Consider the following 25,787-nt stretch of genomic DNA (forward strand, 5'->3'; position numbering starts at 1 on the left):
TAAGGGTAAGGTAAGTATGAATGCTTTCATGCAATGGATGGAAACACATTTTATGCCGATGGCTGCCAAGATCGGAAGCCAGCGGCATCTGATTGCGATACGTGACGGCTTTATTGCTATCATGCCGGTTACCATGGTCGGAAGTATTGCAGTCTTGTTAAACGTATTTTTACGTGACCTGCCAAATGAGTGGCTGGGAGAGGGAAATGGTTTTGTTGCGGCGATGGATCCGATTATTGCTATCAATGGAAACGTATACTTCGGTTCCATCACAGTCCTTGGTATCGCTTTTACGATATCGTTGGGATACCATTTGTCGAAGTCGTACGACGTCAATCCGATTGCGGGTGCTGTTATTGCGTTCTCCGCTGTCGTAACCTGTATGAATCAAAATGCCGTATTTAATTACATATTAAACGGTGTGGACTTATCCTCACTGGATTCTCTGAAAGCGGCAGGACTGGACGTCATTGAAAGTGAAGGTGCGGTTGCACTTCAGAATGTCAGCGGATGGGGCTATATGGGCGAAGCCTATACGGGTTCCAGCGGTCTGTTTACCTGCTTGATTGTAGGGTTGCTGTCGACGATGATCTATGTGAAACTGATGCAGAAGAAAGTGACGATCAAGCTTCCGGATTCTGTACCGCCTGCGGTCAGCAATGCGTTTGCGGCGATTATCCCGGGTATCGTTGCGATTTATGTGTTTGGTATTCTGACACAGATCAGCGTACAGTTTACAGGATTGTATCCGAACGACTTGATCGTAGAATGGATTCAGAAGCCGCTGCTTGGTCTTTCACAGGGGCTCGGAAGCGTCGTTCTGATGATGTTCCTGATTCAGTTGTTCTGGTTCTTCGGACTGCACGGGGATAATATTCTGGCTCCGGTAACGGAAGGAATCTATACCCCGGCTCTTCTTGAGAACTTAAGAATCTGGAACGAAACACAGTCTACAGCGGATATGCCATATATCTGGACACGTGGGTCAATCAATGCGTATGCGATGGCTGGTGGTTCCGGTATGACCCTGGCACTTTTGATTGCGATCTTTATTGTTTCCAAGAAAAAAGATTCCAGAGAGATTGCGAAACTTGCGCTTCCGATGGGAGTCTTCAATATCAATGAGCCGGTGATCTTTGGTATTCCGATCGTGCTCAATCCGGTATACCTGATTCCATGGCTGATTACAGCTCCGGTATGTTCTGTGATCGGATATGTATTTACAGCAGCGCACATCATCCCGCCGGTATACATTCAGGTGCCGTGGGTAATGCCGGTCGGTCTGTATGCTTTCTTCGGAACGGGTGGCAGTGTAATGGCAGGCGTGGTTTCCCTGATCTGTCTTGCGGTTGCCGTACTGATCTGGGTTCCGTTTGTCATGCTGGCAAACAGGATGGAAAATAAACAATAAGTAAGAGACAGAATTTCGGCAGGGGAGGCTGTCCCCTGCCGTTCTGGTAAAAAGAAAACGATTTCAGGAGGTAAATTCAGATGGATGGTATCGAAATGATCTGCTTTGAGATCATCTCAAATGTAGGAATGGCAAGAGGCAGTTATGTAGAGGCGATAGATCTGGCGACAGAAGGAAAATTTGATGAAGCTAGAGCAAAGATCGAAGAAGGGAATCAGTTTTTCGTAAAAGGACATGAAGCCCATGCGGATCTGATTCAGAAGGAAGCAGCAGGAGAGAAGACGGAGATCATCCTTGTTCTTGTCCATGCGGAAGACCAGTTGATGAGTGCGGAAAATTTCAAGATTCTTGCTGAGAAGTTTATTGTACTGAGCGAAAAGATTTACACAAAATAAGCCGGAGCGTGCGGATATGGGTACAGGCAGAAAGAAGAACGAGAAGAAAGGTTCCTGGGCGGTCTTTTTCATGGTGATCGGCATGATCTTTATCATGTTGTCCCCTCAGGTGGAGCAGCCGATGTCGTTGATTGTCACGGGGCTGGCGATCATCCTGATCAGTCTGATCTACTGGAAAAAAGAGCGGAGCAGGGACGATCAGAAATAGACAGAGGTTGAGACAGAATGGAAATCAGAGAGAAGCTAAGAGTAACGGCGGAAGAATTCTTTTCCCAGATGATGGTGTCCGTGCTTTATGATATCAAAAGTGCGACGGGAAGAGATGTGAAACGGGAACAGATTCATAAAGGGTATCATTATACAAAGAAGATGAAAAACAAAGTGGGGCGTGAAGGAGACGTGCGGATCACAGTGACGGAATATGATCCGCCGTACCGATATTCAGCGTCTTTTGATTCTGCCAGTGGGATCAATCGGATTGAGTACCGGCTGGAGGAGGCACCGGAGAGTGGAATTGAGGTCTTTTATTTGGAAGACTATGAGGGAGATACCAAATCTCAGGATCTGAATTACCGTATTATCGGAGCTCTCTACAGGAGAAGTGCAAAGAAAAGGACGAAAAAGATGTTCCATGCCATGGAGGACTATATTATCAAAAACAGAGATCAGGCATAGGCAGATGGAACGGGAAGGAAGACACATGGCACGAATTGGTATTTCAATTTATCCGGAGCATACGACGCCGGAGCGGGACCGGGCGTATATGGAGATGGCGGCAAAGTACGGGTGCAGCAGGATATTTTCCTGTTTGTTGAGCGTTACAAAAAGCCGGGAGGAAATAGGTAAGGAGTTTCGGGGGCAGATTGATTTTGCTCACCGGCTTGGGATGGAGGTCATCCTGGATGTGGCGCCTGTTGTGCTGAAGAGACTTGGAGTGACTTATGATGATCTGTCGTTTTTCAGTGAGATCCATGCGGACGGAATCCGTCTGGATGAGGGATTTGACTCTCTGGCAGAATCCATTATGACATATAATCCCCAGAATCTGAAGATTGAAATGAATGCAAGCCTTGGAAACCGATATTTGGAAAATATTATGAGCCATTGTCCGAAGACTGCAAACCTGACGACCTGCCACAACTTCTATCCGCAACGGTACACTGGACTTGGGTACCGGCATTTTGAAAAATGCAGCAGGGAGATTCAAAAGCTGGGGCTCCCGGTAGCGGCGTTTGTAAGTTCTCAGGAACCGAATGCTTTCGGACCGTGGCCGGTGAATGATGGATTGTGTACTCTGGAGATGCACCGGGATCTTCCGGTGGACACGGCCGCCAGACATCTGTTTGCTACAGGACTCGTGGACGATGTGTTGATCGCCAACTGCTATGCTTCAGAGGAAGAGCTTAGAAATTTATCACTTCTGGATCCCTCATTGTTGACATTTCGCATGGAAAGAGAGTATACTCTCTCCTGTACAGAAGAAAAGATTTTATATGAAACACTTCATTTTGTCAGGGGAGACATGAGCGACTTTATGGCCCGAAGTACACAGCCTCGTGTCCTGTATGCGGATCAGGAGGTTCCGGCAAGGAATACCAGGGACATGAAACGTGGCGATGTGGTCATTGTCAACGATGAGTACAACCGGTACAAGGGAGAACTTCAGATCGTACTTATGGATATGGAAAATGACGGCCGGAAAAATGTGATCGGGCACCTTCCGGCAAATGAGCGGATGCTTCTTGACTACCTGGAACCATGGAGGAAGTTTGGCTTCATAAAATCTTAAGCGACAGGAAGGGTGAGAAGATTGGCCGCACCAATATACTTGAAAATAAAAGAACGCCTGATGGAGGATATCAGGGACAAGTCAGTCAGTACGCCGATTGATTCGGAACGCGAGCTGGCAGTAAAATTCGATGTGAGCAGGATGACAGTCCGCAGGGCGGTTAATGAGCTGGTAGCGGAGGGCTATCTCTACCGGAATAAAAACCGGGGAACCTTTGTCTCAGATCAGGCTCTGCACAGGAAGAATACGACGGTGGACAGTTTTGTAAAGCAGGAGAATGCAAATTACCGTCTGATTTACTTCAATGTGCGGCCGGAGCCGGAATATGCGGCGTTGTTTTCGATTACGCAGGAAGACTTGATGATCTGTGCGGTTCGACTGATGATGGAAGATGATCGGCCGGTTACGATCGAGGAGATTTATTATCCGTATTCTCATGTTCACTCCATGGGGATGAAAGATCTGGATGAGATGCTGGATATGACCGGATATATTGTGGACGGGACGGTGACACAGCGTTTTTATCCAATTCTGGTGCCGCCGGAATACAGTAATCTTCTGAATTTGGAGATGAATACGCCGATTATTATGGTGGAATGTAAGATTCATAATCAGGTGGGCGAGCTTGTTGCGATTGTGAAAATGTACCATAATCCGAACGAAAAAGTCATCGAGATGACATTATAATAAGAGGAAAAATTTCTGATGCCGTAAGAGGCGGAGGAATTTTTCCTCTTTTTTTGTTTTGTTTGGCTCTTTTTCTTCTCTTGATTCGTTATATAATATGTAAGACGTTTTACGATAAAAATACGAGGCCACGATTATGACAGACAGAGAACGAATACAACGCATCTTCTCCGGTGAGCCCGAGCAGATGAATGAACTGATTGAAGAATATTATCAGGACATCTTTCAATATTGTTATTCCCAAACAAGGCGGGAGAGTGCGGCATATGATTGTACCCAGGAGACCTTTCTTCGAGTCATCCGTTATCTGAACCGATATGTGGAACAGAAGAAATTCCGGGCCTATCTTTTTGGAATCGCAAGAAGTGTATGCATTGACTTTTTCCGGAAGAAATCAGAGAGTGAGGTTGGATACGAGGAAGAGTACGAAGAGACACTGAGAGAAGAGGATTTTGCGGACAGGGTGTCGGAGCAGGTGACGATCAAAAAGGCGATGGAAAAGTTGAAGGAAGAACAACGGGAAGTGCTGGATCTTTCGTATTACCATGGACTGACCGCAAAAGAAATTGCATATGTGACGGGAGAAAGGGTCACGGCTGTGAAAAGCAGGATTCGTCAAAGCCTGAAAAAGCTGAGACAGATTTTGGAAGAGGAGGGATTCAGATGGAACGGATAAAAGAAATGGAACAGCTACTAAAAGAACAAAAGAAGCCGGTGCCGGATCCAAAGAGGGTAGCGGCATGCAAGGAACGTATGATGGAAGAAATCAGTCATCAGGTGATCCTTCCGTCACGTCCGCTTTTAGTGCGGATGTGGGAGAGTGCGGGGTATATTTCCAGGTGGACCTGGGGAGGGCTTCTCTTTTTTTGTGCGGTGGGCGTTCTGATGGCGCTTCATAATTCCTATCAGAATACTTTGGCACTATGTTCAATACTTGCCCCGCTTCCTGGTATCTTTCTTGTACCGGAACTAGCCAGGAGTTTTTCAGAGGGCATGTGGGAGATGGAGCAGTCCTGCTACTATAATCTGAGGGAGCTTCTGCTGCTGAAGATGATTGTGCTTGGTCTTGCCTTTGGCGTCCTTCTTGGATTGGGTGCGGTGATGACAAGAGTGGAGAGCGGAAGTTTTGTAGATTTTGAACTGTGGATTTGTCTGCCGTTTTTGGCAGTGAGTTCACTGTCCTTCTTCTTATTGAGAAAAATCCGCAGCCGTCAGGCGGAATATGGGATCATCGGGATTGATCTGATGGGAGTCTGTGTTGTCATTGGTATGTGGAATGTCAAAGATGACCTTCAAAGAATGTTGGAGAGTGATCAGACAGCGGTGCTGCTTTTTGTACTTCTGGCGGTGCTTTTGGGGAGCCTCGTGATGAATGGAAAGAAGTTTTTCCAGTGTGTACAGAATGGCGAACTGGTATGGGAAGAACTGATGGAATAGAAAGGAGAACACATGGAACTGAAACTGACGCATGTGACAAAACAATATGGAACAAAGACTGCGGTAGATCATATTAATATGACGTTGCGTGAGGGGATTTACGGACTTTTGGGAGCAAATGGAGCAGGGAAAACTTCGCTGATGAGACTTGTCTGTCTCATTCAAAAAAGAAGCGGCGGAGAAATTACTCTGGATGGCCGGGAAATCCAGGAAATGGGGGAAGAATACCGAAGCCTTCTTGGATATCTGCCGCAGAATTTCGGTTACTATCCGGAATTTACTGCACAGAAGTTTTTACTGTATATGTCTGCCTTAAAAGGGCTGAACAAGCATGCGGCGAAGCGGCGGATTGAGGAACTTCTGGATGTGACGGGGCTTACTGATGACAGAAACAGAAAGATCAAAACTTTTTCCGGAGGGATGAAACGGAGACTGGGAATTGCCCAGGCGATGCTGAATAATCCGAAGATTCTTATTTTGGATGAGCCGACGGCCGGACTGGATCCAAAGGAACGGGTGCATTTTCGCAACCTGATCAGCTCCTTTTCTAAGGATAAAATCGTGCTCTTGTCCACCCATATTGTGTCGGATATCGAGTACATTGCTGATGAGATTCTGGTGATGAAGCAGGGAAAGCTGATCCGGTGCGGGAAGCCGCAGACACTTTTGAAAGATTTGGAAGGGAAAGTATGGGAATGTCTGGTGCCGTTTGAGGCGGTTGCGGAGATGGAACGCCACTTTACAGTTGGCAATTTGAAAAATGAAGAGCAAGGATGTCTTCTGCGGATTGTTTCGGATATTTGTCCTGTAAAAGGGGCAAAGGAGGCACAGCCGTCTCTGGAAGATATTTACCTGTATGATTTTCAAAGAGAGGAGGACAAACGATGATTTCGCTTGTTAGACTGGAGATACAGAAATTGTTTCGGCGTAAATTTGTATTAGTTTTGCTTTTGATTTACGGTGTGGTATTGCTTTTTATGATTTACGCAGGAAATCCGAACCGGTTTTCTTCGATTCTGACTTCCGAGGGAGATGTGCTAAAAGGCAGGGAAGCAGTTCAGTATGAAAAGGAGCTGGCAGAAAGCTACGGTACGCTTTCCGATCAGGATGTCCAGGAAATTCTGGAGGAGAACGCAAGAATCCTTGGGGAGTTTACGGATGAGAACCAGATGAAAGATGACGTGCATTATCGGTACGCCAATGGCTTTTATGCTGCCGTGGCAAAGGTGTTTACTGATGCGGATGGAAATTACAACCATCTTCCCGCGGATCAGGTTTATCCTGGGCAAGAGGGATTGATGCAGGGAGGCTTTACAAGCGGTATGGACATGATGCTTAGCTATGTCACCACGTTTTTACTGTTTGCGGCGGTTCTTCTGATCGTGATGATCGCCCCGGTTTTTTCAGATGAATACACGTCCGGTATGGACTCCCTGATTTTGTCATCCCGTTATGGGAAGACGCGGTGTGCGCGGGCCAAGATTCTGGCCTCCTTTCTGACTGCGGTTACCATTCTGATCGGAACGGTTGCGTTTATCGTACTGGTTACGATCGGATATTTCGGGACAGATGGATTTGCAGTGGATGCCCATTTGTGTGCCACAGGGATGATCGGTATGGCGCCGTTTGCATTACCATACTGGAAAGCACTTTTAATTCTGATCAGCCTGGGACTGGGGGCCATTATGATGCTGATCGGTTTTGCTCTGGCTGCTTCGGCACTTGGAACGTCCTCCTTTATCAGTGTTCTGGTTACATTGGCATTTTTTGTTCTGCCGATCTTTTTGTGGGGAGTGTGGGATATTCCGTGGCTCAATCATCTCTTGGAACTATGTCCGGGGAATCTCGTTTCACCTGCCAAAGTATTTGCGCTTCCGGCATATCAGATCGGAGGTCACACTGTTCAGGTCTATCAGATGGAAATCGTGGCTGCAGTTTGTTTCACCCCGGTCTGTGCTGTCTGTTCTTATTTTGGATTCAAAAACCATCAGGTGCGCTCATAAAAGGGTGCGCCTGATGGTTTTTATTTCATAGGAAACTGCGTTCCTATGAAATAAAAAACGCACTGCGGCGGAGTGGAAGCTACCAGTGAAGCGACCCGCCGCAGGCGGAGAATCCTGCCAAAAAGGATTCTTTTTATGATAAAAACTGTATGTCAATCATACAGATCTCACTTTTGGTACCTACTCTCATATTTGGTCCGAAGACGCCCACTCCGGAGGTGACAATATTATGCATGGAACCTTTCTTTAAGTAGCCGCAGGCGTTTTCCCACACCATGTCGGTAATCAGGGTGAGGGGAAAGACCTGTCCATCATGGGTATGTCCGCAAAGATCCAGATCCACTCCTGCCTCGGAGAGTTCATTTAGCTCCCGTGGCTCATGGTCGATGACGATGAGAGGCTTCGTCAGATCCAGCTCTTCGGTGAGCTCTTTCGGTGTTTTGCGGGTGTCAATGCCCCGGCCTGGTCGTTCATAATCCGGTCTGCCGCACAGGTAAAAGGCATGATCGATCTCGATCGTCTCATCCCGTAACAGGGTGATCCCGGCCTGCTTAAGAAAGGTATCCATCCGGGGATCGCTCATCTTTTTTCCATCCTGGTGGAAGGTGAATCCAGCAAGGATCGGCTCTTGGATATCGTGGTTTCCATAGCAGGCGTAGGTGCCGTATGTGCTCTCCAAATCAGCGAGTGTGGAAGCCAGTTCTTGTGGATCGTCCAGCGCTTCGTATTCATTGTCAAAAATATCTCCTGCAATGACGACAAGATCCGGATTCTGTGCGTTGATTTTATCCACCATCTGCCGCATCTGTGCGGTTCCCACGCTGTAACCAAGGTGAAGATCCGCTACCAGTGCGATTTTTAAGGAGTCCAGATCCCCGGCCTGTTTTTCCACCTTTACCTGATAAGGCGTTATGCGGATCCACCGGGCATTCACCATCCCGTAGATGCTGACCGCTGTGATGAGGATCAGGCAGAGCGCCCCGGCAAGAGCCGGACGCAGCCGGGTGAAAGTTTTTTTCCGAATTTTTGTATGAACAAGCCGGATGAGATCGGCGGCAACGACAACGAGCACCATGTAGAGCATTATTCCCATCCAGTAGTAGCCAAGACCTTTTAAAAACCGCTGTGCCTCTCCCGGAGGCGTGAGAAAGCCGATGCCGGGAGAAAAGGCCACAAACAGGTAGACAATTCCGAGGACAATCCGCACCGCCTTTTTACGAAATACAGGGTGGATGGCGGAAAGCCAGGTAAAAATCCGGTGCAGCAGATATCCATTGACAAGCAGGTATACCGGAAGTAAATAAACTGCAATCATAACAAATTCTCCAATCTTTTGTAACAGTGACACATTACAGACGCACGAACGTCGGATGATGTCCGGTATGTTTTAAAAAGACGTCCAGAATGTCTTTGGTGCGGATTTTGAGCGTAGAACTGTTGATACAAGGGTGGCATCCGATATATTCATCTGTAAGGAGATCCTCATCAATCAAAAGAGTCACATCCAGACCGGGGTCATTCATCAGCCCCAAAACACTTGCGGACCCCGGTGTAAGATTCAAATACTGTTCCATAAATTCCGGTTCCGCGAAGGAAAGGCGGGAGATTCCCAGTTGCCCGGAGAGATCCTTTGTCACGAATTTTTTGTCTCCCGGCATTAAAAGGAGATAAAAGGTGGTCTTCTGACGGTTACGAAGAAACAGATTCTTGCAGATCTTGACGCCGAGTTCTTGTTCTACAGCTTCACAGTCTTCGATGGTATTTGCGGTATCGTGATCCACTCCTTCATAGGAAATTCCCAGGCGGTCCAGAAGCTCGTAGACATGAGCCTCTTTCTCCAGACGGTCTCCACAGTCTGGACGTGCGTTAAAATGGGTTGTATGTACAGTGATACTCATCGTAAAACCTCCTGATAAAAATGATTTTCTTTTACAGTATAAAAAGAAACAGAAAAAAAGACAAGACTGTACCAAAAGAATTAAGATTATAGGCTTGCGGAGGCATGGGACACCCCTTATAATAAAGAAAGTATGAATTTAGGAGAAAAAAGGAAATGAGAAAATTACTGAAGTATCTGAAGGATTATAAGAAGGAAAGTATGATCGGTCCTCTGTTTAAACTTCTGGAAGCCTGCTTTGAGCTGGTGGTTCCTTTGATTATGGCGAACATGATTGATATCGGAATCCGGAACGGGGATACGGGATATATTTTAAGAATGGGCAGTATCCTCATTTTATTTGCGGTGCTGGGGCTGTCCTGTTCCCTGACTGCCCAGTATTTTGCGGCGAAAGCATCGGTGGGGTTTGGAACGGCGCTGCGGCATGACATGTTTCGGCACATTCAGAGTCTTTCCTATGCGGAGATTGACCGCGCGGGAAGTTCTACCTTGGTGACGAGAATCACCAGTGATATTAATCAGGTGCAGTCGGGCGTTAATCTGGTGCTCCGGCTTTTTCTGCGATCTCCGTTTATCGTGGTGGGAGCAATGCTGATGGCTTTTACGATCAGTGTAAAGCTGGCGCTGATTTTTGTTGTGGCAGTGCCGCTTTTATCCCTTGTGATTTACGGGATCATGGTAGTGTCCATTCCGCTGTACCGCCAGGTGCAGAAACGGCTGGACCGGATCCTGCTTTCCACCAGAGAAAATCTGGAGGGGATCCGGGTTATCCGGGCCTTTGGAATGCAGGCAAGGGAGCGGGAGGAATTTAAGGCCAAGAACACAAAATTTCTGGCGGCGCAGATGCTGGTAGGAAAGATTTCTGCCCTCTTAAATCCTGCCACTTATATCATTGTCAATGTGGCGACCATTGCGATCGTCTGGTTTGGAGGCCGGGAGACCTATGCCGGGGGCGTCACCCAGGGAGAGGTCATTGCCCTGGTCAATTATATGACCCAGATTCTTACCGCATTAGTGGCATTGTCCAACCTGATTGTCAGCTTTACGAAAGCACTGGCCTGCGCCAACCGTGTCAATGAAGTCTTTGATCTTGAGCCATCCATCCAGGATCCGTCTGTGGAAGAGTTAGCTGGCCGGGAGACGTCCGTACAGGAAATGATGAAAGAAAAAGAGGTTACAAAGGTCAAGGAGGCCGTGGCTTTTCATCAGGTGTCTTTTGCGTATCCAAAGAGCAAGGTCTATGCAGTTACAGGACTGAATTTCTCTGTGAAACAAGGGGAAATGATTGGAATTATCGGAGGAACCGGTTCCGGAAAATCCACCCTTGTCCAGATGATACCGAGGTTTTATGATGTGACGGAAGGTAGTGTGACTGTAGATGGACGGGATGTCCGAGACTATAAAATAGAAGAATTAAGACAGAAAATTGGAATGGTACCGCAGCGGGCAGTGCTGTTCCGTGGAACTATTCGGGATAATATGAGAGTTGGTAACGAACTTGCGGACGATGTGGAGATCATGGAGGCCGTGAAAAGAGCTCAGGCACTGGAAGTGGTAGAAGGGAAACCGGATGGTTTAGATACCATGATTAACGAGGGAGGCAAGAATCTTTCGGGCGGACAAAGGCAGCGGCTTACAATCGCCCGTGCCCTTGTAAGGAAGCCACAAATTTTGATTCTGGATGACAGTGCGTCTGCTCTTGATTTTGCCACAGATGCAAGGCTGCGTAAAGCAGTCAGGGATTTGAAAGATATGACCGTCTTTGTAGTATCCCAGAGGGCGGCGTCCGTTATGCAGGCGGATAGAATCATGGTCATGGATGATGGAAAGCTGGTCGGAATCGGTACACATGAAGAGCTGATGGAAACGTGCGAGGTCTATCGAGAAATCTGCCTCTCTCAGCTCTCAGAAAAGGAGGTGGGACGTCATGCATAAAACAAACAGTACGTGGAAGAAAGTACTCTGCTATATCAGACCCTATTCGTTCTATGTGATCCTTTCCCTCCTGTTTGCGGTTCTGACAGGGGTGCTGACGTTGTATGCTCCGATCCTGGTAGGAGACGCAATTGATTATATTATCGGAAGAGATCAGGTGCTTTTCGGGAAAATTGCCGGTATTTTAAGGAATCTTGCCATTATTATTGTAATTACGGGAGTGGGACAGTGGCTGATGAATCTTTGCAACAACCAGATCACTTACCGGGTAGTGCTGGATGTGCGGCTGAAAGCCTTTAAGAAGCTGGAAAAGCTGCCCCTTTCTTATATAGACAGTCACGCAAATGGTGATACGATCAGCCGGATCATTACGGATGTGGAGCAGTTCTCAGATGGACTTTTGATGGGATTTTCCCAGTTTTTCTCCGGCGTGGTGACGATTGTGACGACTTTGATTTTCATGCTCACCATCGATATTAAAATTACGCTGATTGTCGTACTGCTCACACCGTTATCTTTCTTTGTGGCTGGATTTATAGCCAAGCGGACGTATCAGATGTTCCGGAAACAGTCTGAGACGAGAGCGGATATGACGTCTCTTGTCAATGAGATGGTGGGAAATCAGAAGATTGTCCAGGCGTTTGGCTATGGAAGTACGGCTTGCGGACGGTTTGATGAGATAAACGGGAAGCTTAAGACGTACAGTCTGAAAGCCATTTTCTTTTCTTCGATTACGAACCCAAGTACCAGGTTTGTGAATAACCTGGTCTACATGGGCGTGGGGATCGGAGGCGCGTTAAGTGCTATTACAGGAGCCATCAGTGTAGGACAGCTCTCCTGCTTTCTGACCTATGCGAACCAGTATACGAAGCCGTTCAACGAGATTTCCGGCGTCGTGACCGAACTTCAGAACGCGCTTGCCTGTGCAAAGCGGGTATTTGATTTTATCGAGGAGGAGCCGGAGACAAAAGACGATCAGGACGCCGTGGTTCTGACGGATGCCAAAGGAAATCTGAAACTGGAACATGTCGGATTTTCTTATAAAAAGGAAGTGCCGCTTTTGAAAGGGCTGAATCTGGAGGTGAAGCCGGGACAGAAGATTGCCGTTGTCGGGCCGACAGGGTGCGGAAAGACGACATTGATTAATCTGCTGATGCGTTTTTATGATGTGGATGAGGGTGTGATCCGTATGGAAGGAGAGGATATCCGCCACATCACCCGGGATAGCCTGAGAGAAAATTACGGGATGGTGCTCCAGGAAACCTGGCTGAAATCCGCCACGATTGCGGAGAATATTGCATATGGAAATCCGCAGGCCACAAGAGAGGAGATCATTCATGCGGCAAAAGAGGCTCACGCCCACAGCTTTATCACCAGGATGCCGGACGGGTATGACACTGTAATCTCCGAAGAAGGCGGCAATCTTTCCCAGGGACAAAAGCAGCTTCTTTGTATCGCACGAGTCATGCTGCGTCTGCCGCCTGTCCTGATCTTGGACGAGGCGACGTCCTCTATTGATACCAGGACGGAGATTCAGGTTCAGAAAGCGTTTGAAAAGCTGATGGAAGGAAGGACCAGCTTTATTGTGGCGCATCGCCTTTCGACCATCCGCACGGCGGATCGGATCCTTGTAATGAAAGATGGAAATATAATCGAGCAAGGTACGCACGAAGAGCTGCTCGCACAGAATGGATTTTACAGACAATTATATGAAAGTCAGTTTGCATAGATAATACGGGATGGGAATCGTCACGTCGGAGACAGAATCTCATGTGCGGACCATTGCAATTTTGCGTTGAAAGTGCTAACATAATATTTGTAGGAACTGACAAACGCTTTCCGGAGGAGACTCCGGCACGACACAAAAGAACAGATGATGACGGGGAGCTTGCGTAGGAAGCAGGCTGAGAGTAAGCTGGAGGCTTTGACCCGAGACCTGATTTGGGTAATGCCAACGTAGGGAAGGAAGAGAAATTGTTTATGCGGGTATACCCTGATTGGGATACCCGCTTTTTGTATGAGCGATAAGCCACAGTCCGGGTTTCCTCTGACTTGTGCCGTGATCCATACCAGAGCAAAGGAGTGTGCGACGATGAAAGAATGTATGGACAATGTGAGAAAGAATGTACCTTTAGTACACAATATCACGAATTATGTTACAGTCAATGACGTGGCCAATATTCTATTGGCCTGTGGCGGAAGCCCGATCATGTCAGACGAGCCGGAAGATGTGGAAGACATCACGTCAGTCTGCGGCGGGCTGAATATCAATATCGGAACTTTGCATCAGTCAAGTATAGAGGGGATGTTACTTGCCGGGAAGAAAGCAAATGAACTGGGACATCCGGTGCTGCTGGATCCGGTCGGAGCGGGGGCGAGCAGACTTCGTACCGACACGGCGCTTCGGATTATGAAGGAAATTAAATTGACAGTTATTCGTGGAAATATCTCTGAGATCAAAACACTTGCTTATGGTAGTGGGACGACAAAGGGTGTGGACGCAGATGTGGCGGACGCGGTGACAGAGGAAACGCTGAATGACGCGATTGCTTTTGTGAAAAATTTTGCCAGAAAAACAAGTTGTATCATTGCGGTTACTGGCGCTATTGATCTCGTTTCTGATGGGGAAATCTGTTATGTGATCCGAAACGGCAGACCAGAGATGGGTAAGATTACAGGGACAGGGTGTCAGCTATCAGGAATGATGACGGCTTATGTGACAGCAAATCAGGAGAAACCGCTTGAGGCAGCCGCGTCAGCCGTGTGTATCATGGGGCTGGCAGGTGAGATCGGATGGAGCCGGATGCAGGAGGGAGACGGGAACGCTACTTACCGGAACCGGATTATTGATGCAGTCTATCAGATGACAGGAGAAGATCTGGAGAGAGGAGCAAAATATGAAGTACGCTGATAAACTTTTGCTTTATGCGGTGACAGACCGAAGCTGGTTGGGCGGCAAAACGCTGTATGAGGAGGTTGAACATGCGATTCAGGGAGGAGTGACCTTTGTCCAGCTACGGGAGAAGAGACTGGAGGATACCGCATTTTTAAAAGAGGCGCAGGAAATCCAGAAGCTTTGTAAAAAATACCATGTACCGTTTGTCATTAACGATAATGTAGAGATTGCCGCCCGGATCCATGCGGACGGCGTTCATATAGGACAAAGCGATATGGAGGTCAAAAAGGCGAGGGAGAGGCTTGGAAATGAGCGGATCATCGGGGTTTCGGCTCAAACGGTGGAGCAGGCGGTCCGGGCAGAGAGGGACGGCGCCGACTATCTTGGTGTGGGGGCGGTATTCCCGACAGGTTCCAAGGCGGATGCCGTGGAAGTGGATCACCAGACGCTACGGGAGATCTGCAGGGCAGTTCAGATTCCGGTTATTGCCATCGGAGGCATTACAAAAGATAATGTAAAAGAGCTGAATGACAGTGGAATTTGTGGGATTGCGGTCATCAGCGCGATTTTTGCCGAGAAAGATACGAAAGAAGCGGCAAGGAGTTTAAAAGAAAAGAGCATGGAAGCGCTCGGTATCATATAAAGGGAATCCGCTCAATGGTGAAAGGAGGCAGTGCATATGATAAAAGGGGCCATCTTTGATGTGGATGGGGTTCTTCTGGACTCGATGTCCGCATGGGAAAATCTGGGGCAGATGTATCTGAAACACCTGGGAATTTCTGCAGAAGCAGATCTTGGGGAGATTTTGTCTCCGATGAGCCTGGAGGAGGCAGCAAGGTATCTGATTGACCATTATGGACTAAAGTGGAAGCCGGAAGAAGTGGTGAGAGGAATCAACCAGGAGCTGAAAGAATTTTACGAGCATCAGGTTTTACTCAAACCAGGCGTGGAGATTTATGTCAACGAATTTTGCAGGAGAAACATCCCGATGGCGATCGCTACATCCGGTGACCGGGAAAACGCGGAAGCGGCGTTGGACAGATTGGGCGTTCTTTCATACTTTGAGGGAATCTGCACCTGCTCGGAAACCGGATGGGGGAAAAGCCGTCCGGACGTCTACTTTGCGGCGGAGCGTCTTCTTCATACGAATCCAAAAGAAACATGGATTTTTGAGGATGCGCTCCATGCCCTACGGACAGCAAAAAGGGCTGGATTTCAGACAGTCGGGATGTACGACAGGTCAAATGAAAAAGATCAGGGAAAGATCCGGAAGGAGGCGGATCTTTACCTGACAGGCTGGGAACGTTTTGAATGGTTTTGGGAAAGAGCGTCGACGGTCTTCTAAGAGGAACGGCATGTGTTTCCAGCGGCAGACCGGGGGCACCACTTTCTGTCGCGATAGAAAAGAATGCTGAGGAAGTAAAAAAGAAAGGATGTTGAAAGATGAGAACAGCATTGACAATCGCCGGAAGCGATTCCAGCGGAGGCGCCGGGATTCAGGCAGATATCAAGACAATGACCGCAAATGGTGTGTTTGCCATGAGTGCGATTACTGCACTGACTGCACAGAATACGACCGGCGTGACAGGGATTATGGAGGTATCTCCTGAATTTTTAAAACAGCAGATAGACAGTATTTTCACAGATATCCGGCCGGACGCAGTGAAAATCGGCATGGTCTCTTCAGGGGAGCTGATTATGGCAACTGCTGAAAAACTGGAACAATACCGCGCTGAAAAGATCGTGATTGATCCGGTGATGGTGGCGACAAGTGGAGCAAAGTTGATCAGCGACGATGCGATTGACACATTGAAGGGCAGGCTCCTGCCGATGGCGGACATGATCACTCCGAATATCCCGGAGGCGGAAGTACTGTCAGGAATGAAGATCCACACAGAGGAGGATATGGTGCAAGCTGCCGGAAATATCAGCAGCAGATATCAGTGCGCGGTTCTGGTAAAGGGCGGACACCAGCTGAATGACGCCAATGATCTGCTCTGCAGGGATGAACACTGCCGTTGGTTTTATGGAAAACGGATTGACAATCCCAACACTCACGGAACAGGATGTACCCTGTCAAGCGCAATTGCGGCTAATCTGGCGAAAGGGTTTGATATGGAGGAGTCGGTAAGAAGGGCGAAAGATTATCTCTCCGGAGCCCTGGGTGCCATGCTCGACCTGGGGAAAGGAAGCGGGCCAATGGACCATGCCTTTGCCATTACAGGAGAGTACCGGAAAGAATCCATGGATTGTGGAAGTATGGAGGCGTGAGTATATGAATGGGAAACGTAGAGATTCCACTCGGAAATACTCTGCCTGATATGGTGATCGTAATCGTATTGTGTGTACTTGTAGATACGATAAGACGCGGAATAAAGAAGTAGAACGTATTCCTTCATAAAAGTAAATGAAAGTACTTGACAAAAATTTCCGGGGGGGGGGGTAAAATTGTTATAAGATTTTGCTTGACAGAAGAGAAAAGAAATGCAATTATGGTAAAGAGTTAAGAAAAATCATTACAATTTTAGGCATATGGAGGAAAAGGCTATGAATGAGAGTGTTCAGATCGAGATCCGTGATCTCACCAAAATTTATAAGCTGAACAAAAAGCAGATGCAGGAATCTCACACCAAGAATCCGAAGAAGACTGCGGTAGATCACCTGACGCTGACGGCAAGAGCAGGAGAGATCTACGGACTTCTGGGGCCGAACGGGGCAGGGAAGACGACGACACTTCGATGTATCGCGACGATTATCAAGCCGACGTCGGGAGAGATCTTTGTGAATGGCAATGAGGTACAGAAACATTCAGAAGCAGTCAGAAAGAGTATCGGATTTCTGACCAGCGATATTAAGCTGGACCCACAGTTTTCCGTGGATTATCTGTTTGATTTCTTTGGAGAACTTCGAGGGATCGCACCGGCGCAGATTAAACGCAGGAAGGAAGAGCTCTTTACATATTTTGGAATCAGTGATTTCGCCCACAAAAAGATCAAGGAGCTTTCCACCGGTATGAAACAGAAGGCAGCAATCGCTGTCAGCCTGGTTCACGATCCGGAAGTGGTAATCTTTGACGAGCCGACTAACGGACTTGATATTATTACTGCAAGAGGTGTCACAGACTATTTAAGGAAGCTCAAAGAAGAAGGAAAGCTTGTTATTGTTTCCACACATATCATGTCCGAGGCGGAGAAGCTTTGCGACCGGATCGGCATTATTATCGATGGGAAGAAGAGAGCAGAGGGAACCCTTCAGGAGCTGCTTGACGAGACGCGGACACAGGATCTGGAAGATGCTTTCTTCCAATACTTTAAAAGCGTAAAGGGGGAAGCATAGGATGAGAACGATTTATAAGAAAGAGCTTGCAAGAATATTTAAAGATAAAAAGATGGTCTTTTCTGTTTTCCTGCTTCCTGTCCTGATCATGGTCGGGATTATGGCGCTGGTAGGCAATCTTACCAGCCGTCAGATGGAAGACATCGAAAACCATGAGTCCATTGTATACATGATGAACGAGCCGGAGAGCTTTACGGCTTTCTTGGATGCTTCGGACCTGCACATGGATGTGAAATCCGTTGAGACGGAAGCAGAGCGCGACGATGTGATGTCTATGCTCAAGGAAGGAGACGCGGATCTCTTTATTGAATTCCCGGAAAATTTCGATTCCCTGATTCAAGGATATCGGCAGGGAGACGAGGTGCCGCAGATTAAGACCTATTACAATCCGTCCGAAGATTATTCTTCCAGTGCTTATGAGCTGATCTCCAATCAGTCGCTGGAAGCGTATCGTCAGGTACTGCTCTCCCAGAGAGTGACGGACATGAACGAGCTTCAGGTATTTACAGTCAACAGTGATAATAAAGACATGGTTGTTCAGGACGATCAGAAAGCGAGCGGCAAGGCGCTTGGAATGATGCTGCCGTATTTCATCACCATCCTGCTCTTTGCAGGCGCGATGGGGATCGGAACCGATATGATCGCGGGAGAAAAAGAGAGAGGCACGATGGCGAGCCTTCTTGTGACTCCGGTCAAGAGAAAATCCATTGTACTCGGCAAAGTCTTTGCACTGATGACGATTTCTGGGATCTCCTCGGTGATCTACATCGTGGTGATGGGAGCTACATTCCCGAAGATACTGGGAGGAGACAGTGGTCTTGACCTTGAGATTACACCGGAACAGATCGTAATGATTGGCGTGCTGTTGGTAGCGATAGCATTTCTTTATTCAGCCATTGTCATTCTGCTCTCCGTCTTTGCGAGAGATTTAAAAGAGGCAAGTACCTATATTACCCCAGCCTACATGGTGGTACTGGTGATCGGTATGATGACCATGTTTACGACAAGAGAGGCTGGCATGAAAGATTACCTGATTCCGTTTTATAACACAGCGCTGGCGCTCAAAGGCATCCTCACATCGGAAGTGACGATGGCACAGTATGGTGTGACCCTTGCTATGACCCTCGTTCTTGGAGGAATACTGACCGCAGTCATTGCAAAAGCATTTGAAAGTGAAAAGGTTATGAACCTCTAAACATGGAAACTCAGAAATCCGAATGCAGGCGGGAAACAAAAGACAATATGGCGCATATGCTGGTGATAAGACCGGCATATGCGCTTTTGCATTGGCTACGATCTAACGTCAGGGTTTATCAGGAACCCTGGCGGCCGATTTGCTGCGGCCGGGGCGATAGGAGGGAAGACGGATGAGACTTTGCGATCTGAGAGAAAAAGAAGTCATCAACACAGGGAACTGCAGGAGACTTGGCTGTGTGGTAGATCTCGTAGTGGATATGAAGAAAGGGTGCGTGCAGGCGATTGTTGTGCCGGGGCCTGGGAGACTCTGTGGTCTGTTCGGATATGACAGTGAATATGTGATCCCGTTTGAGTGTATCTGTAAGGTAGGACCGGATATCATCCTTGTGGATATCTGCGAAGAAAAATTTCTCTGTGAGTGCAGGTAATTCTGGGTACGATCTGTTGACCGTCATTACCGGAAGATGGTATACTGATACCAGATTTTGGAGAAAGGATGGTACTTCAGATGAAATGTCCATACTGCGGCAATCCGGACACAAGAGTGATTGACTCCCGTCCAGCAGAGGACGGATCTTCGATCCGCAGAAGGCGGTCGTGCGATACATGTGGCAAGCGCTTTACGACCTATGAAAAAGTAGAAACAATTCCCCTGATTGTGATTAAAAAGGATAACAATAGGGAGCAGTACGACCGGGGAAAGATCGAAAAGGGCATCCTCCAGGCATGTTATAAGAGACCGGTGCCGGCCGAGGTGATCCGAAAGACAGTGGAGCAGATCGAGACAGAGATTTTCAATCGGGAAGAAAAAGAGATCCCAAGCAAAGTGATCGGTGAGATCGTCATGCACAAGCTCAAAGATCTGGACGAAGTGGCATATGTGCGCTTTGCGTCTGTCTATCGTGAATTTAAGGATGTCAATACGTTTATGGAAGAATTAAAGAGTATACTGGATAAGAAATAGGTGAAGGGAGATACTTTGTAAGGAAGTGTCTCCCTTGATTTATATCTCATAAAACTATTGACGAAACAGAAAAATACCCTTATAATAACTAATGTTATATAACAATAGATATTTAAAGGAGGAAGTAAGATGCCGCCTAAAAAGAGGATCACAAGAGAACTGATTTTGAAAAAAGCATTTGATATGGTTCACGAGGAGGGGATTGACAGCTTAAATGCGAGAGCTCTGGCGAAGAAGCTGAACTGCTCTACAATGCCTATTTTCCAGTCCTTCCAGGACATGAGAGACTTGAAAATGGAGGTTAAGCGCTGGATTGACGAGTACTACAGTGCGTTTCTTAATCGGTATGTGCAAAAAGAGGATTACCTGTTTACGATCAGCTTTGCTTATATTAATTTTGCAAGGATGGAGCATCATTTTTTCGGAGCACTGTTTGTAAATCCCCTTCTTGATTCCAGGACAGTCCGGGAAGTAATTGATTCGCCCTGGAACAGAGAGACGATTAAATGTACCGCTGAACAGTTCGGGATTTCTATACGGGAGAGTGAGGAGCTTTACAGGGATATCCGGTTTTATGCCCATGGAATTGCCACGCAGCTTTATGGAGGGAACATGACGCTCGGCGAGGAGGAGATCCAGGGACTTTTACATCATGCGTTAGAAAGGTTTTTACAATGAAAAATTTACAAATTATCCGACGTTATTTTCAGGTGACAAAGGCAGACAGGAAAATTTCGGTTTTTCTTGTGCTGTCTTCTATAATGGCAAATGGACCGTATCTGTTTGTGAGCCTGTTGTTCAGTATGGCGATTGACAGCTTGTCCAAGGGAGATGCGAACCGGGTCATGCTGATGATGGTGATCTATTTCCTTTTGAAGATTTGTTCGAAGGTGTTCAAGATTATAAGTCTTATGGTAGAGCGGAGACTTTATAATGATGTGTACAGAAAACTTCAGGATCAGATGGTGGAGAAGCTGGACCGGATTGAAATGACGACCTTTGCTGTCTGTAATAAGGGAGAACTTTTGAATCTGGTCAATGGGGATGTGAGAGTTCTGGCAGAATTCGGAACCTGGCTTTCAGAGGCCCTTTTGTTGTTGTTCTCCTTTGCAGTTTCTATCGTCGTTCTGGCGAAAATTAGTCTGGGGCTGATGGCTGTCGGATTTTTGGTCAATGCCCTGGTGATCTGGATTTTGAATATTTATAATGAAAAATATGAGAAGCTGACCAAGGAAGGGAAACAGAAAGGAGACGATGAAACTCGCTTTTATGGAGAACTTCTTTCCGGAATGAGAGAAATTAAAATCTTTCAGATGCTGGCTCCCCTGCACACAAAGTACCGCAGACTTAACGAGGCATATATCGATGTACATAACAAGCAGATTCGGAACCGAGTCATCAGCAATATTTTAAATCCGAGCATTACGATGTGTATGGAGATCGTTTTGATGATCTATGCATGCTGGCAGTGTTTGCACGGAGTCTTTGGGATCGATACGGTGCTCATCATCCAGTCCTATTTTGGTACGATGTTTACATCTTTAAGCGACCTTGTCACCGCCCTTGGAGAACTGCGGATCAAACATGTTTCCATTGACCGGTACGATGGTTTTATGCGGAAAAAGGAGGACGAGATGACAGAGACAGAGGTAGTGGTGGAGAGTAAAGACTATGACATCCAGATGAATCATCTGGGATTTTCTTATGGAGAGGAACCGATCTTTTCCGATTACAGCGTCAGGATTTTGCCCAATACCCTGACAGCGCTTTCTGGACCAAGCGGATGTGGAAAAAGTACGTTCTTTCATTTGCTGTTGCGGTTTGAGAAACCGGATTCTGGAACGATTCGCGTCGGAGGAAACGAGATTTGGTGTTATCCGAAGGAGACGTACGCAGGACTGGTGACTTGTGTTTCACAACAGCCGTATCTGTTCCATATGTCAATCTATGACAATTTTGCCCTGGTAAATCCGGATATGGATCAGATTCGAAAGGCGTGCCGGGACGCAGAGATAGATGATTATATCATGTCCCTGCCGCAAGGGTATGAGACGATTTTGAAGGAGGGAGGAAGTAACCTTTCCGGTGGACAGAGGCAGCGGATAGCGATAGCAAGGGCACTTTTGAAAAATGCGAAAGTCCTTCTGTTGGATGAGATTACGAGCGCATTAGACGAGGCGACGGCGGCAGATGTGATGAGGACAGTGACCAAACTTGCGGAAAATCATACGATTTTGATGATCTCACACAAAGCTGTAGAGCAGAATTTATGCGGTCAGGTGATTCGCCTGGGCGAATAGAACAATATAACCAATGGTTCATTTTCTGTAATAGAAATGAGAGGGCTGCTCAGTTGTAAAACCTGCCTTGGAGAGGATATAATAAAATTATGGACAGGAGGTACGGAAAATGAATATAAGTGAGCAGATCAGAAATTATAGAAAAAGTGTGGGGCTTACACAAGAGCAGGTTGCAAACGCCCTGGGAGTTTCTGCCTCGGCCGTTAATAAGTGGGAAAAAGGAAATTCTTATCCAGATATCTCTACACTACCGGCACTTGCCAGATTATTACAGATGGATATGAACGAGCTGTTTTCTTTCCGGGAAGAATTGACAGACAGGGAGATTGGACAGTTTGTTAATGAGCTTTCTGAAGCAGTATTGGAAGAGAGTATCGATACGGTGTTTGAAATGGCATCAAAGAAAATACATGAATATCCACGGTGCGAGCTGTTGATTTATACGGTTTCCACAGTCCTGAATAGTGCGTTGATACTTTCTGAGACAGACAGCAAAAGGAGGCGGGAATACGATGCCAGTATTCTTGGCTGGCTTGAGCGGACGGCAGAAAGCACGAATGAAAAGATCAGAATGTCCAGTGAGTATATGTTGGCTGTGAAATACACACAAATGGAAGAATATGAGAAAGCAGATGCTTATCTTGCCAAAATTCCGGATGTTACCATTGATACAACGATTATGAAAACGAATGTTTTGATCCGGAAGGAAGGGGAAGGCGCCGCGGCTCTCTTTTTAGAAGGGAAACTGATGCAGACAGCGACAACGCTTCAAAACTATCTGTATAAGCTGATTGAAATAGAAGAGACGACGGGAAATCGTCAAGAGGCAGAACAGATTGCGGATCTTGCGGAGCAAATAATATCCTTGTGCGGAATGTGGAAGTATGGCGGAGTTGTGCCGCATCTGTTGCTTGCTTTATATCGGAAAGACAGCGAAGGGAGTATCAGGTTGATACGAGAGGCGCTGGATGAAGCAAGAAAACCGTGGGACATGGAAGCAAGCCCATTATATTACAGATATGCCGGTACCAGGCAGGAGAAAGCGGGATCTGCTGCTGGAGAGAGTTTTGTACGGGCATTCATTTCTGAAATTGAAACGAAAAAAGAGTATGATTTTTTGAAAGAGAATCCGGAACTCGAAAAGATTCTTGCAGAATACAGGAAGTGACAGAATGCTGAAGGATCCTGAAAACAAAAAACAAATGAAAACGCCGTAAATTTTCGAGTTGAATTTTGCGGCGTTTCTGCCTATACTAAATCATAGTAATGGCATCGGAGATGAGAAAAGATGAGAACATATAAGCTGACAATCTCCTACGACGGCACTCGATATCAGGGGTGGCAGAGACAACGGGGAGTAGAACAGACAATTCAACATGTGATAGAACAGTCCATTGCGTCCATCACCGGGTATGAGGTGAAGATACAGGGATCCGGAAGGACCGATGGCGGTGTTCACGCGCTGGGACAGGTGGCAAGTCTCAGACTGTCCGGGAAAGTCGAGGAAAGGGAATTTCTTCGGAAGTTGAATGAGAGGCTTCCGGAGGATATCCGTATCCGGGAAATCGAGCTGGTACCGAATACCTTTCATGGACGCAGAAGCGCAAAGGGAAAGTGTTATGAATATCATATTGATCTACGGGAAAAGCCGTGTGTCTTTTCAAGAAAATATACATACCACTACCCGGAGAAGCTGGATATCGAGGCAATGAGAGAAGCGGCTGGATATTTGATTGGACGCCACGATTTTTCCAGCTTTACAGACCGCAAGGATGAGGAAAGCTGTATGCGGCGGATCGACGAAATCCGAGTCGAGGTAGAACCAGATAAGCTTTATCTGGTTTTTCGGGGGAACGGATTTCTGTACCACATGGTGCGAATTTTAAGCGGAACTCTTCTGGAAGTGGGGAGTGGGAAACGTCGGGCAGATGAATTGCCTCGGATTCTGAATGAAAAGAAAAGAGCAGAAGCAGGATTTTTAGCTCCGGCTCAGGGGTTATTTTTAAAAGAAGTATTTTACAGAGATGAAGGATAGAAAATATGCAGGGGGAATCATGGGAAAAAGATCGCATGGGTTCCCCCTGTTCAGGCTATAGTGCCTTTTTCAGATAGACCATATCGACAAGCTGGATCCCACATTCAAAGATTGGGTGATCGTAGTTGTCCGTAAAGAAGTTTTTTATCCGGTGGGATTCAGTAAACCCGCATTTTTTATAGAACGGTACGGTAAGCGGGCTGTCCCCGGTCCCTACATACATCGTATGGCACGATCCGGAATAGACATCTGTCAGATAATCTATCATCTGTTTTCCGTAGCCTTTGCCTTGACAGTCCTCGTAGACGGCAATATTTTTCAGCTCGCAGGAGCCGTCATCTCCTGGGGTAACGACGCAGACACCTTTTAAGTCGTCATCGTATAGGGCGTACATATCGCCCTCATCCAGATAGCGGTCAATCATGCTTTCCTGCTCGTCGGCAAGCAAAAGCAGATCGAGGAACCGCTTTTTCTGCTCCGTAATTTTTTCAATTTTCATATGATGTTGTCCTCCATCTCCCTTGAGCACGCTAGCAAACTCAGTATACAATAAAGAAGAGAAGAAATCCACTTCTTTTCAGAGTCAGGAGACACGCGAAAAAGAAAATGACAGGGAAAGAATGGGATGATATAATGCATAAGAAAGGACAGAAAAAAGAAATCTGATTTTTAAAGAAGTTTTGTGTTTTAAACGATTTTATGTTATCAGATAAAAATAACGATACAGGAGGAATGGAAGCTATGAAATTGATATCATGGAATGTGAACGGAATCCGGGCGTGTGTGCAGAAAGGATTCCTGGATTTTTTTCGGGAGGCGGACGCGGATATTTTCTGTATCCAGGAGACGAAGATGCAGGAGGGACAACTGGAACTTGAGCTTCCGGGATATTATCAGTACTGGAATTACGCGGTGAGAAAAGGGTATTCCGGGACGGCGATTTTCACAAAGAGGGAGCCTTTGAACGTGCGGTACGGGATCGGTATCGAGGAGCATGACCAGGAAGGCCGTGTGATCACTCTGGAATATGATGATTTGTATTTTGTCACCGTGTATACACCGAACTCACAGAATGAGCTTGCAAGACTGGATTACCGGATGCGGTGGGAGACGGATTTTCTGGTTTACTTAAAGAAGCTGGAAGAGAAAAAGCCGGTCGTATTCTGTGGGGATCTCAATGTGGCGGCAGAGGAGATTGATCTGAAGAATCCAAAGACAAATCGTAAAAACGCTGGATTTACAGATGAGGAGAGAGACAAGTTCCGCACTCTGAAAGCGTCGGGATTTATCGATACGTTCCGCTATTTTTATCCGGATCAGGAGGGCGTTTATTCCTGGTGGTCCTATCGGTTCAGCGCCAGAAAGAAAAACGCAGGGTGGCGTATTGATTATTTTGTTGTGTCGGAGGCGTTAAAGGGCCGGTTGAAGGACGCGAAGATTCACACGGAGATTCTTGGAAGCGATCATTGTCCGGTGGAACTGGACATGCAAGAATAGGAGGGGAC

Annotated in this window: 28 protein-coding genes and 1 riboswitch; of the genes, 25 read left to right on the forward strand and 3 right to left on the reverse strand. The window is 47.0% G+C overall.

Going from position 1 to position 25,787, the window contains the following annotated elements:
* The first annotated feature begins 16 nt into the window (after window positions 1-16).
* From AOA56_RS09625 to AOA56_RS09670, 10 genes are all read left to right on the forward strand, one after another.
* Window positions 17-1,411, forward strand: a complete 1,395-nt coding sequence (locus AOA56_RS09625) for a PTS sugar transporter subunit IIC (RefSeq protein ID WP_024731996.1) — start codon at window positions 17-19, stop codon at window positions 1,409-1,411.
* Between the two features lie 80 nt (window positions 1,412-1,491).
* The gene (locus AOA56_RS09630) at window positions 1,492-1,806 is read left to right on the forward strand and encodes a PTS sugar transporter subunit IIA (protein ID WP_048621418.1); all 315 of its coding nucleotides are present in this window, start codon (window positions 1,492-1,494) and stop codon (window positions 1,804-1,806) included.
* A 16-nt stretch (window positions 1,807-1,822) separates the two neighbouring features.
* On the forward strand, window positions 1,823-2,014 hold the full coding sequence (locus AOA56_RS09635) for a hypothetical protein (RefSeq protein ID WP_024731998.1): 192 nt from the start codon (window positions 1,823-1,825) through the stop codon (window positions 2,012-2,014).
* 17 nt (window positions 2,015-2,031) lie between these two features.
* Window positions 2,032-2,481 (forward strand): DUF3284 domain-containing protein, encoded by a 450-nt coding sequence (locus AOA56_RS09640; protein WP_048621419.1) that lies wholly within the window; start codon window positions 2,032-2,034, stop codon window positions 2,479-2,481.
* A 25-nt stretch (window positions 2,482-2,506) separates the two neighbouring features.
* Complete coding sequence (locus AOA56_RS09645) at window positions 2,507-3,595, forward strand: DUF871 domain-containing protein (protein ID WP_053769549.1); 1,089 nt, start codon at window positions 2,507-2,509, stop codon at window positions 3,593-3,595.
* 12 nt (window positions 3,596-3,607) lie between these two features.
* Window positions 3,608-4,282 carry a GntR family transcriptional regulator gene (locus tag AOA56_RS09650; RefSeq protein WP_270521948.1) on the forward strand — a complete coding sequence of 225 codons (675 nt, stop codon included), beginning with the start codon at window positions 3,608-3,610 and terminating at the stop codon, window positions 4,280-4,282.
* Window positions 4,283-4,418: 136 nt separating this feature from the next.
* A complete protein-coding gene (locus tag AOA56_RS09655; RefSeq protein ID WP_053769550.1) occupies window positions 4,419-4,958 on the forward strand; it encodes an RNA polymerase sigma factor in 540 nt (179 codons plus the stop codon).
* Window positions 4,946-5,719 carry a hypothetical protein gene (locus AOA56_RS09660; protein WP_024732003.1) on the forward strand — a complete coding sequence of 258 codons (774 nt, stop codon included), beginning with the start codon at window positions 4,946-4,948 and terminating at the stop codon, window positions 5,717-5,719. The genes AOA56_RS09655 and AOA56_RS09660 overlap by 13 nt, the downstream gene beginning before the upstream one ends.
* A gap of 12 nt (window positions 5,720-5,731) precedes the next feature.
* On the forward strand, window positions 5,732-6,607 hold the full coding sequence (locus AOA56_RS09665; protein WP_024732004.1) for an ABC transporter ATP-binding protein: 876 nt from the start codon (window positions 5,732-5,734) through the stop codon (window positions 6,605-6,607).
* On the forward strand, window positions 6,604-7,722 hold the full coding sequence (locus AOA56_RS09670) for an ABC transporter permease subunit (protein ID WP_053769551.1): 1,119 nt from the start codon (window positions 6,604-6,606) through the stop codon (window positions 7,720-7,722). Before AOA56_RS09665 ends, AOA56_RS09670 begins: the two co-directional genes overlap by 4 nt.
* A 133-nt stretch (window positions 7,723-7,855) precedes the next feature.
* Here AOA56_RS09670 and AOA56_RS09675 read toward each other — a convergent pair whose 3' ends face one another.
* Together AOA56_RS09675 and AOA56_RS09680 are read right to left on the reverse strand one after the other, a co-directional pair.
* Entirely contained in the window at window positions 7,856-9,037 is a 1,182-nt protein-coding gene (locus AOA56_RS09675; RefSeq protein WP_053769552.1) for a metallophosphoesterase, read from the reverse strand.
* Between the two features lie 34 nt (window positions 9,038-9,071).
* Window positions 9,072-9,620 (reverse strand): prolyl-tRNA synthetase associated domain-containing protein, encoded by a 549-nt coding sequence (locus tag AOA56_RS09680; RefSeq protein WP_024732007.1) that lies wholly within the window; start codon window positions 9,618-9,620, stop codon window positions 9,072-9,074.
* Between the two features lie 155 nt (window positions 9,621-9,775).
* On the opposite strand from AOA56_RS09680, the gene AOA56_RS09685 reads away from it, so the two are divergent.
* The 14 genes from AOA56_RS09685 (at window position 9,776) to truA (ending at window position 24,282) form a co-directional block, all read left to right on the forward strand.
* Window positions 9,776-11,554: an ABC transporter ATP-binding protein gene (locus AOA56_RS09685; RefSeq protein ID WP_048621426.1), complete on the forward strand. Its 1,779-nt coding sequence runs from the start codon at window positions 9,776-9,778 to the stop codon at window positions 11,552-11,554.
* Window positions 11,547-13,283 carry an ABC transporter ATP-binding protein gene (locus tag AOA56_RS09690; RefSeq protein WP_053769553.1) on the forward strand — a complete coding sequence of 579 codons (1,737 nt, stop codon included), beginning with the start codon at window positions 11,547-11,549 and terminating at the stop codon, window positions 13,281-13,283. Before AOA56_RS09685 ends, AOA56_RS09690 begins: the two co-directional genes overlap by 8 nt.
* A gap of 141 nt (window positions 13,284-13,424) precedes the next feature.
* A riboswitch (TPP riboswitch) is annotated at window positions 13,425-13,534 on the forward strand.
* Window positions 13,535-13,646: 112 nt separating this feature from the next.
* Window positions 13,647-14,465, forward strand: coding sequence for a hydroxyethylthiazole kinase (gene thiM / locus AOA56_RS09695; RefSeq protein WP_024732009.1), 819 nt, complete (start codon window positions 13,647-13,649; stop codon window positions 14,463-14,465).
* Window positions 14,452-15,093, forward strand: coding sequence for a thiamine phosphate synthase (gene thiE, locus AOA56_RS09700; protein WP_053769554.1), 642 nt, complete (start codon window positions 14,452-14,454; stop codon window positions 15,091-15,093). Before thiM ends, thiE begins: the two co-directional genes overlap by 14 nt.
* Before the next feature lie 36 nt (window positions 15,094-15,129).
* Window positions 15,130-15,795 carry an HAD family hydrolase gene (locus AOA56_RS09705; protein WP_053769555.1) on the forward strand — a complete coding sequence of 222 codons (666 nt, stop codon included), beginning with the start codon at window positions 15,130-15,132 and terminating at the stop codon, window positions 15,793-15,795.
* Window positions 15,796-15,893: 98 nt separating this feature from the next.
* Window positions 15,894-16,721 carry a bifunctional hydroxymethylpyrimidine kinase/phosphomethylpyrimidine kinase gene (thiD, locus tag AOA56_RS09710; RefSeq protein WP_053769556.1) on the forward strand — a complete coding sequence of 276 codons (828 nt, stop codon included), beginning with the start codon at window positions 15,894-15,896 and terminating at the stop codon, window positions 16,719-16,721.
* 276 nt (window positions 16,722-16,997) lie between these two features.
* Window positions 16,998-17,786: an ABC transporter ATP-binding protein gene (locus AOA56_RS09715; RefSeq protein WP_034594377.1), complete on the forward strand. Its 789-nt coding sequence runs from the start codon at window positions 16,998-17,000 to the stop codon at window positions 17,784-17,786.
* Window position 17,787: 1 nt separating this feature from the next.
* On the forward strand, window positions 17,788-18,981 hold the full coding sequence (locus AOA56_RS09720; protein WP_048621429.1) for an ABC transporter permease: 1,194 nt from the start codon (window positions 17,788-17,790) through the stop codon (window positions 18,979-18,981).
* A gap of 172 nt (window positions 18,982-19,153) precedes the next feature.
* A complete protein-coding gene (locus tag AOA56_RS09725; protein ID WP_024732013.1) occupies window positions 19,154-19,411 on the forward strand; it encodes a PRC-barrel domain-containing protein in 258 nt (85 codons plus the stop codon).
* Between the two features lie 80 nt (window positions 19,412-19,491).
* The gene (nrdR, locus tag AOA56_RS09730; RefSeq protein ID WP_024732014.1) at window positions 19,492-19,947 is read left to right on the forward strand and encodes a transcriptional regulator NrdR; all 456 of its coding nucleotides are present in this window, start codon (window positions 19,492-19,494) and stop codon (window positions 19,945-19,947) included.
* A 129-nt stretch (window positions 19,948-20,076) separates the two neighbouring features.
* Window positions 20,077-20,625, forward strand: coding sequence for a TetR/AcrR family transcriptional regulator (locus AOA56_RS09735; RefSeq protein WP_024732015.1), 549 nt, complete (start codon window positions 20,077-20,079; stop codon window positions 20,623-20,625).
* A complete protein-coding gene (locus AOA56_RS09740) occupies window positions 20,622-22,247 on the forward strand; it encodes an ABC transporter ATP-binding protein (RefSeq protein ID WP_048621431.1) in 1,626 nt (541 codons plus the stop codon). Before AOA56_RS09735 ends, AOA56_RS09740 begins: the two co-directional genes overlap by 4 nt.
* 109 nt (window positions 22,248-22,356) lie before the next feature.
* A complete protein-coding gene (locus AOA56_RS09745) occupies window positions 22,357-23,415 on the forward strand; it encodes a helix-turn-helix domain-containing protein (protein ID WP_053769557.1) in 1,059 nt (352 codons plus the stop codon).
* Window positions 23,416-23,535: 120 nt separating this feature from the next.
* Window positions 23,536-24,282, forward strand: a complete 747-nt coding sequence (gene truA / locus AOA56_RS09750; protein ID WP_024732018.1) for a tRNA pseudouridine(38-40) synthase TruA — start codon at window positions 23,536-23,538, stop codon at window positions 24,280-24,282.
* 55 nt (window positions 24,283-24,337) lie between these two features.
* Here the strand turns inward: truA and AOA56_RS09755 are convergent, their stop codons facing one another.
* Entirely contained in the window at window positions 24,338-24,781 is a 444-nt protein-coding gene (locus AOA56_RS09755; protein WP_024732019.1) for a GNAT family N-acetyltransferase, read from the reverse strand.
* 242 nt (window positions 24,782-25,023) lie between these two features.
* Between AOA56_RS09755 and AOA56_RS09760 the strand changes: the two genes are divergently transcribed.
* Window positions 25,024-25,779 (forward strand): exodeoxyribonuclease III, encoded by a 756-nt coding sequence (locus AOA56_RS09760; RefSeq protein WP_053769558.1) that lies wholly within the window; start codon window positions 25,024-25,026, stop codon window positions 25,777-25,779.
* Window positions 25,780-25,787: the final 8 nt, after the last annotated feature.

The organism is Sellimonas intestinalis (genome assembly GCF_001280875.1).
In the GTDB taxonomy this organism is placed as follows: domain Bacteria; phylum Bacillota; class Clostridia; order Lachnospirales; family Lachnospiraceae; genus Sellimonas; species Sellimonas intestinalis.

Excerpts from the sequence above, each read along its gene's own strand:
- AOA56_RS09625 (WP_024731996.1), top strand. The coding sequence starts at position 17 with ATGAATGCTTTCATGCAATGGATGGAAACACATTTTATGCCGATGGCT.
- AOA56_RS09630 (WP_048621418.1), top strand. The coding sequence starts at position 1,492 with ATGGATGGTATCGAAATGATCTGCTTTGAGATCATCTCAAATGTAGGA.
- AOA56_RS09635 (WP_024731998.1), top strand. The coding sequence starts at position 1,823 with ATGGGTACAGGCAGAAAGAAGAACGAGAAGAAAGGTTCCTGGGCGGTC.
- AOA56_RS09640 (WP_048621419.1), top strand. The coding sequence starts at position 2,032 with ATGGAAATCAGAGAGAAGCTAAGAGTAACGGCGGAAGAATTCTTTTCC.
- AOA56_RS09645 (WP_053769549.1), top strand. The coding sequence starts at position 2,507 with ATGGCACGAATTGGTATTTCAATTTATCCGGAGCATACGACGCCGGAG.
- AOA56_RS09655 (WP_053769550.1), top strand. The coding sequence starts at position 4,419 with ATGACAGACAGAGAACGAATACAACGCATCTTCTCCGGTGAGCCCGAG.
- AOA56_RS09660 (WP_024732003.1), top strand. The coding sequence starts at position 4,946 with ATGGAACGGATAAAAGAAATGGAACAGCTACTAAAAGAACAAAAGAAG.
- AOA56_RS09665 (WP_024732004.1), top strand. The coding sequence starts at position 5,732 with ATGGAACTGAAACTGACGCATGTGACAAAACAATATGGAACAAAGACT.
- AOA56_RS09670 (WP_053769551.1), top strand. The coding sequence starts at position 6,604 with ATGATTTCGCTTGTTAGACTGGAGATACAGAAATTGTTTCGGCGTAAA.
- AOA56_RS09675 (WP_053769552.1), bottom strand. The coding sequence starts at position 9,037 with ATGATTGCAGTTTATTTACTTCCGGTATACCTGCTTGTCAATGGATAT.
- AOA56_RS09680 (WP_024732007.1), bottom strand. The coding sequence starts at position 9,620 with ATGAGTATCACTGTACATACAACCCATTTTAACGCACGTCCAGACTGT.
- AOA56_RS09685 (WP_048621426.1), top strand. The coding sequence starts at position 9,776 with ATGAGAAAATTACTGAAGTATCTGAAGGATTATAAGAAGGAAAGTATG.
- AOA56_RS09690 (WP_053769553.1), top strand. The coding sequence starts at position 11,547 with ATGCATAAAACAAACAGTACGTGGAAGAAAGTACTCTGCTATATCAGA.
- thiM (WP_024732009.1), top strand. The coding sequence starts at position 13,647 with ATGAAAGAATGTATGGACAATGTGAGAAAGAATGTACCTTTAGTACAC.
- thiE (WP_053769554.1), top strand. The coding sequence starts at position 14,452 with ATGAAGTACGCTGATAAACTTTTGCTTTATGCGGTGACAGACCGAAGC.
- AOA56_RS09705 (WP_053769555.1), top strand. The coding sequence starts at position 15,130 with ATGATAAAAGGGGCCATCTTTGATGTGGATGGGGTTCTTCTGGACTCG.
- thiD (WP_053769556.1), top strand. The coding sequence starts at position 15,894 with ATGAGAACAGCATTGACAATCGCCGGAAGCGATTCCAGCGGAGGCGCC.
- AOA56_RS09715 (WP_034594377.1), top strand. The coding sequence starts at position 16,998 with ATGAATGAGAGTGTTCAGATCGAGATCCGTGATCTCACCAAAATTTAT.
- AOA56_RS09720 (WP_048621429.1), top strand. The coding sequence starts at position 17,788 with ATGAGAACGATTTATAAGAAAGAGCTTGCAAGAATATTTAAAGATAAA.
- AOA56_RS09725 (WP_024732013.1), top strand. The coding sequence starts at position 19,154 with ATGAGACTTTGCGATCTGAGAGAAAAAGAAGTCATCAACACAGGGAAC.
- nrdR (WP_024732014.1), top strand. The coding sequence starts at position 19,492 with ATGAAATGTCCATACTGCGGCAATCCGGACACAAGAGTGATTGACTCC.
- AOA56_RS09735 (WP_024732015.1), top strand. The coding sequence starts at position 20,077 with ATGCCGCCTAAAAAGAGGATCACAAGAGAACTGATTTTGAAAAAAGCA.
- AOA56_RS09740 (WP_048621431.1), top strand. The coding sequence starts at position 20,622 with ATGAAAAATTTACAAATTATCCGACGTTATTTTCAGGTGACAAAGGCA.
- AOA56_RS09745 (WP_053769557.1), top strand. The coding sequence starts at position 22,357 with ATGAATATAAGTGAGCAGATCAGAAATTATAGAAAAAGTGTGGGGCTT.
- truA (WP_024732018.1), top strand. The coding sequence starts at position 23,536 with ATGAGAACATATAAGCTGACAATCTCCTACGACGGCACTCGATATCAG.
- AOA56_RS09755 (WP_024732019.1), bottom strand. The coding sequence starts at position 24,781 with ATGAAAATTGAAAAAATTACGGAGCAGAAAAAGCGGTTCCTCGATCTG.
- AOA56_RS09760 (WP_053769558.1), top strand. The coding sequence starts at position 25,024 with ATGAAATTGATATCATGGAATGTGAACGGAATCCGGGCGTGTGTGCAG.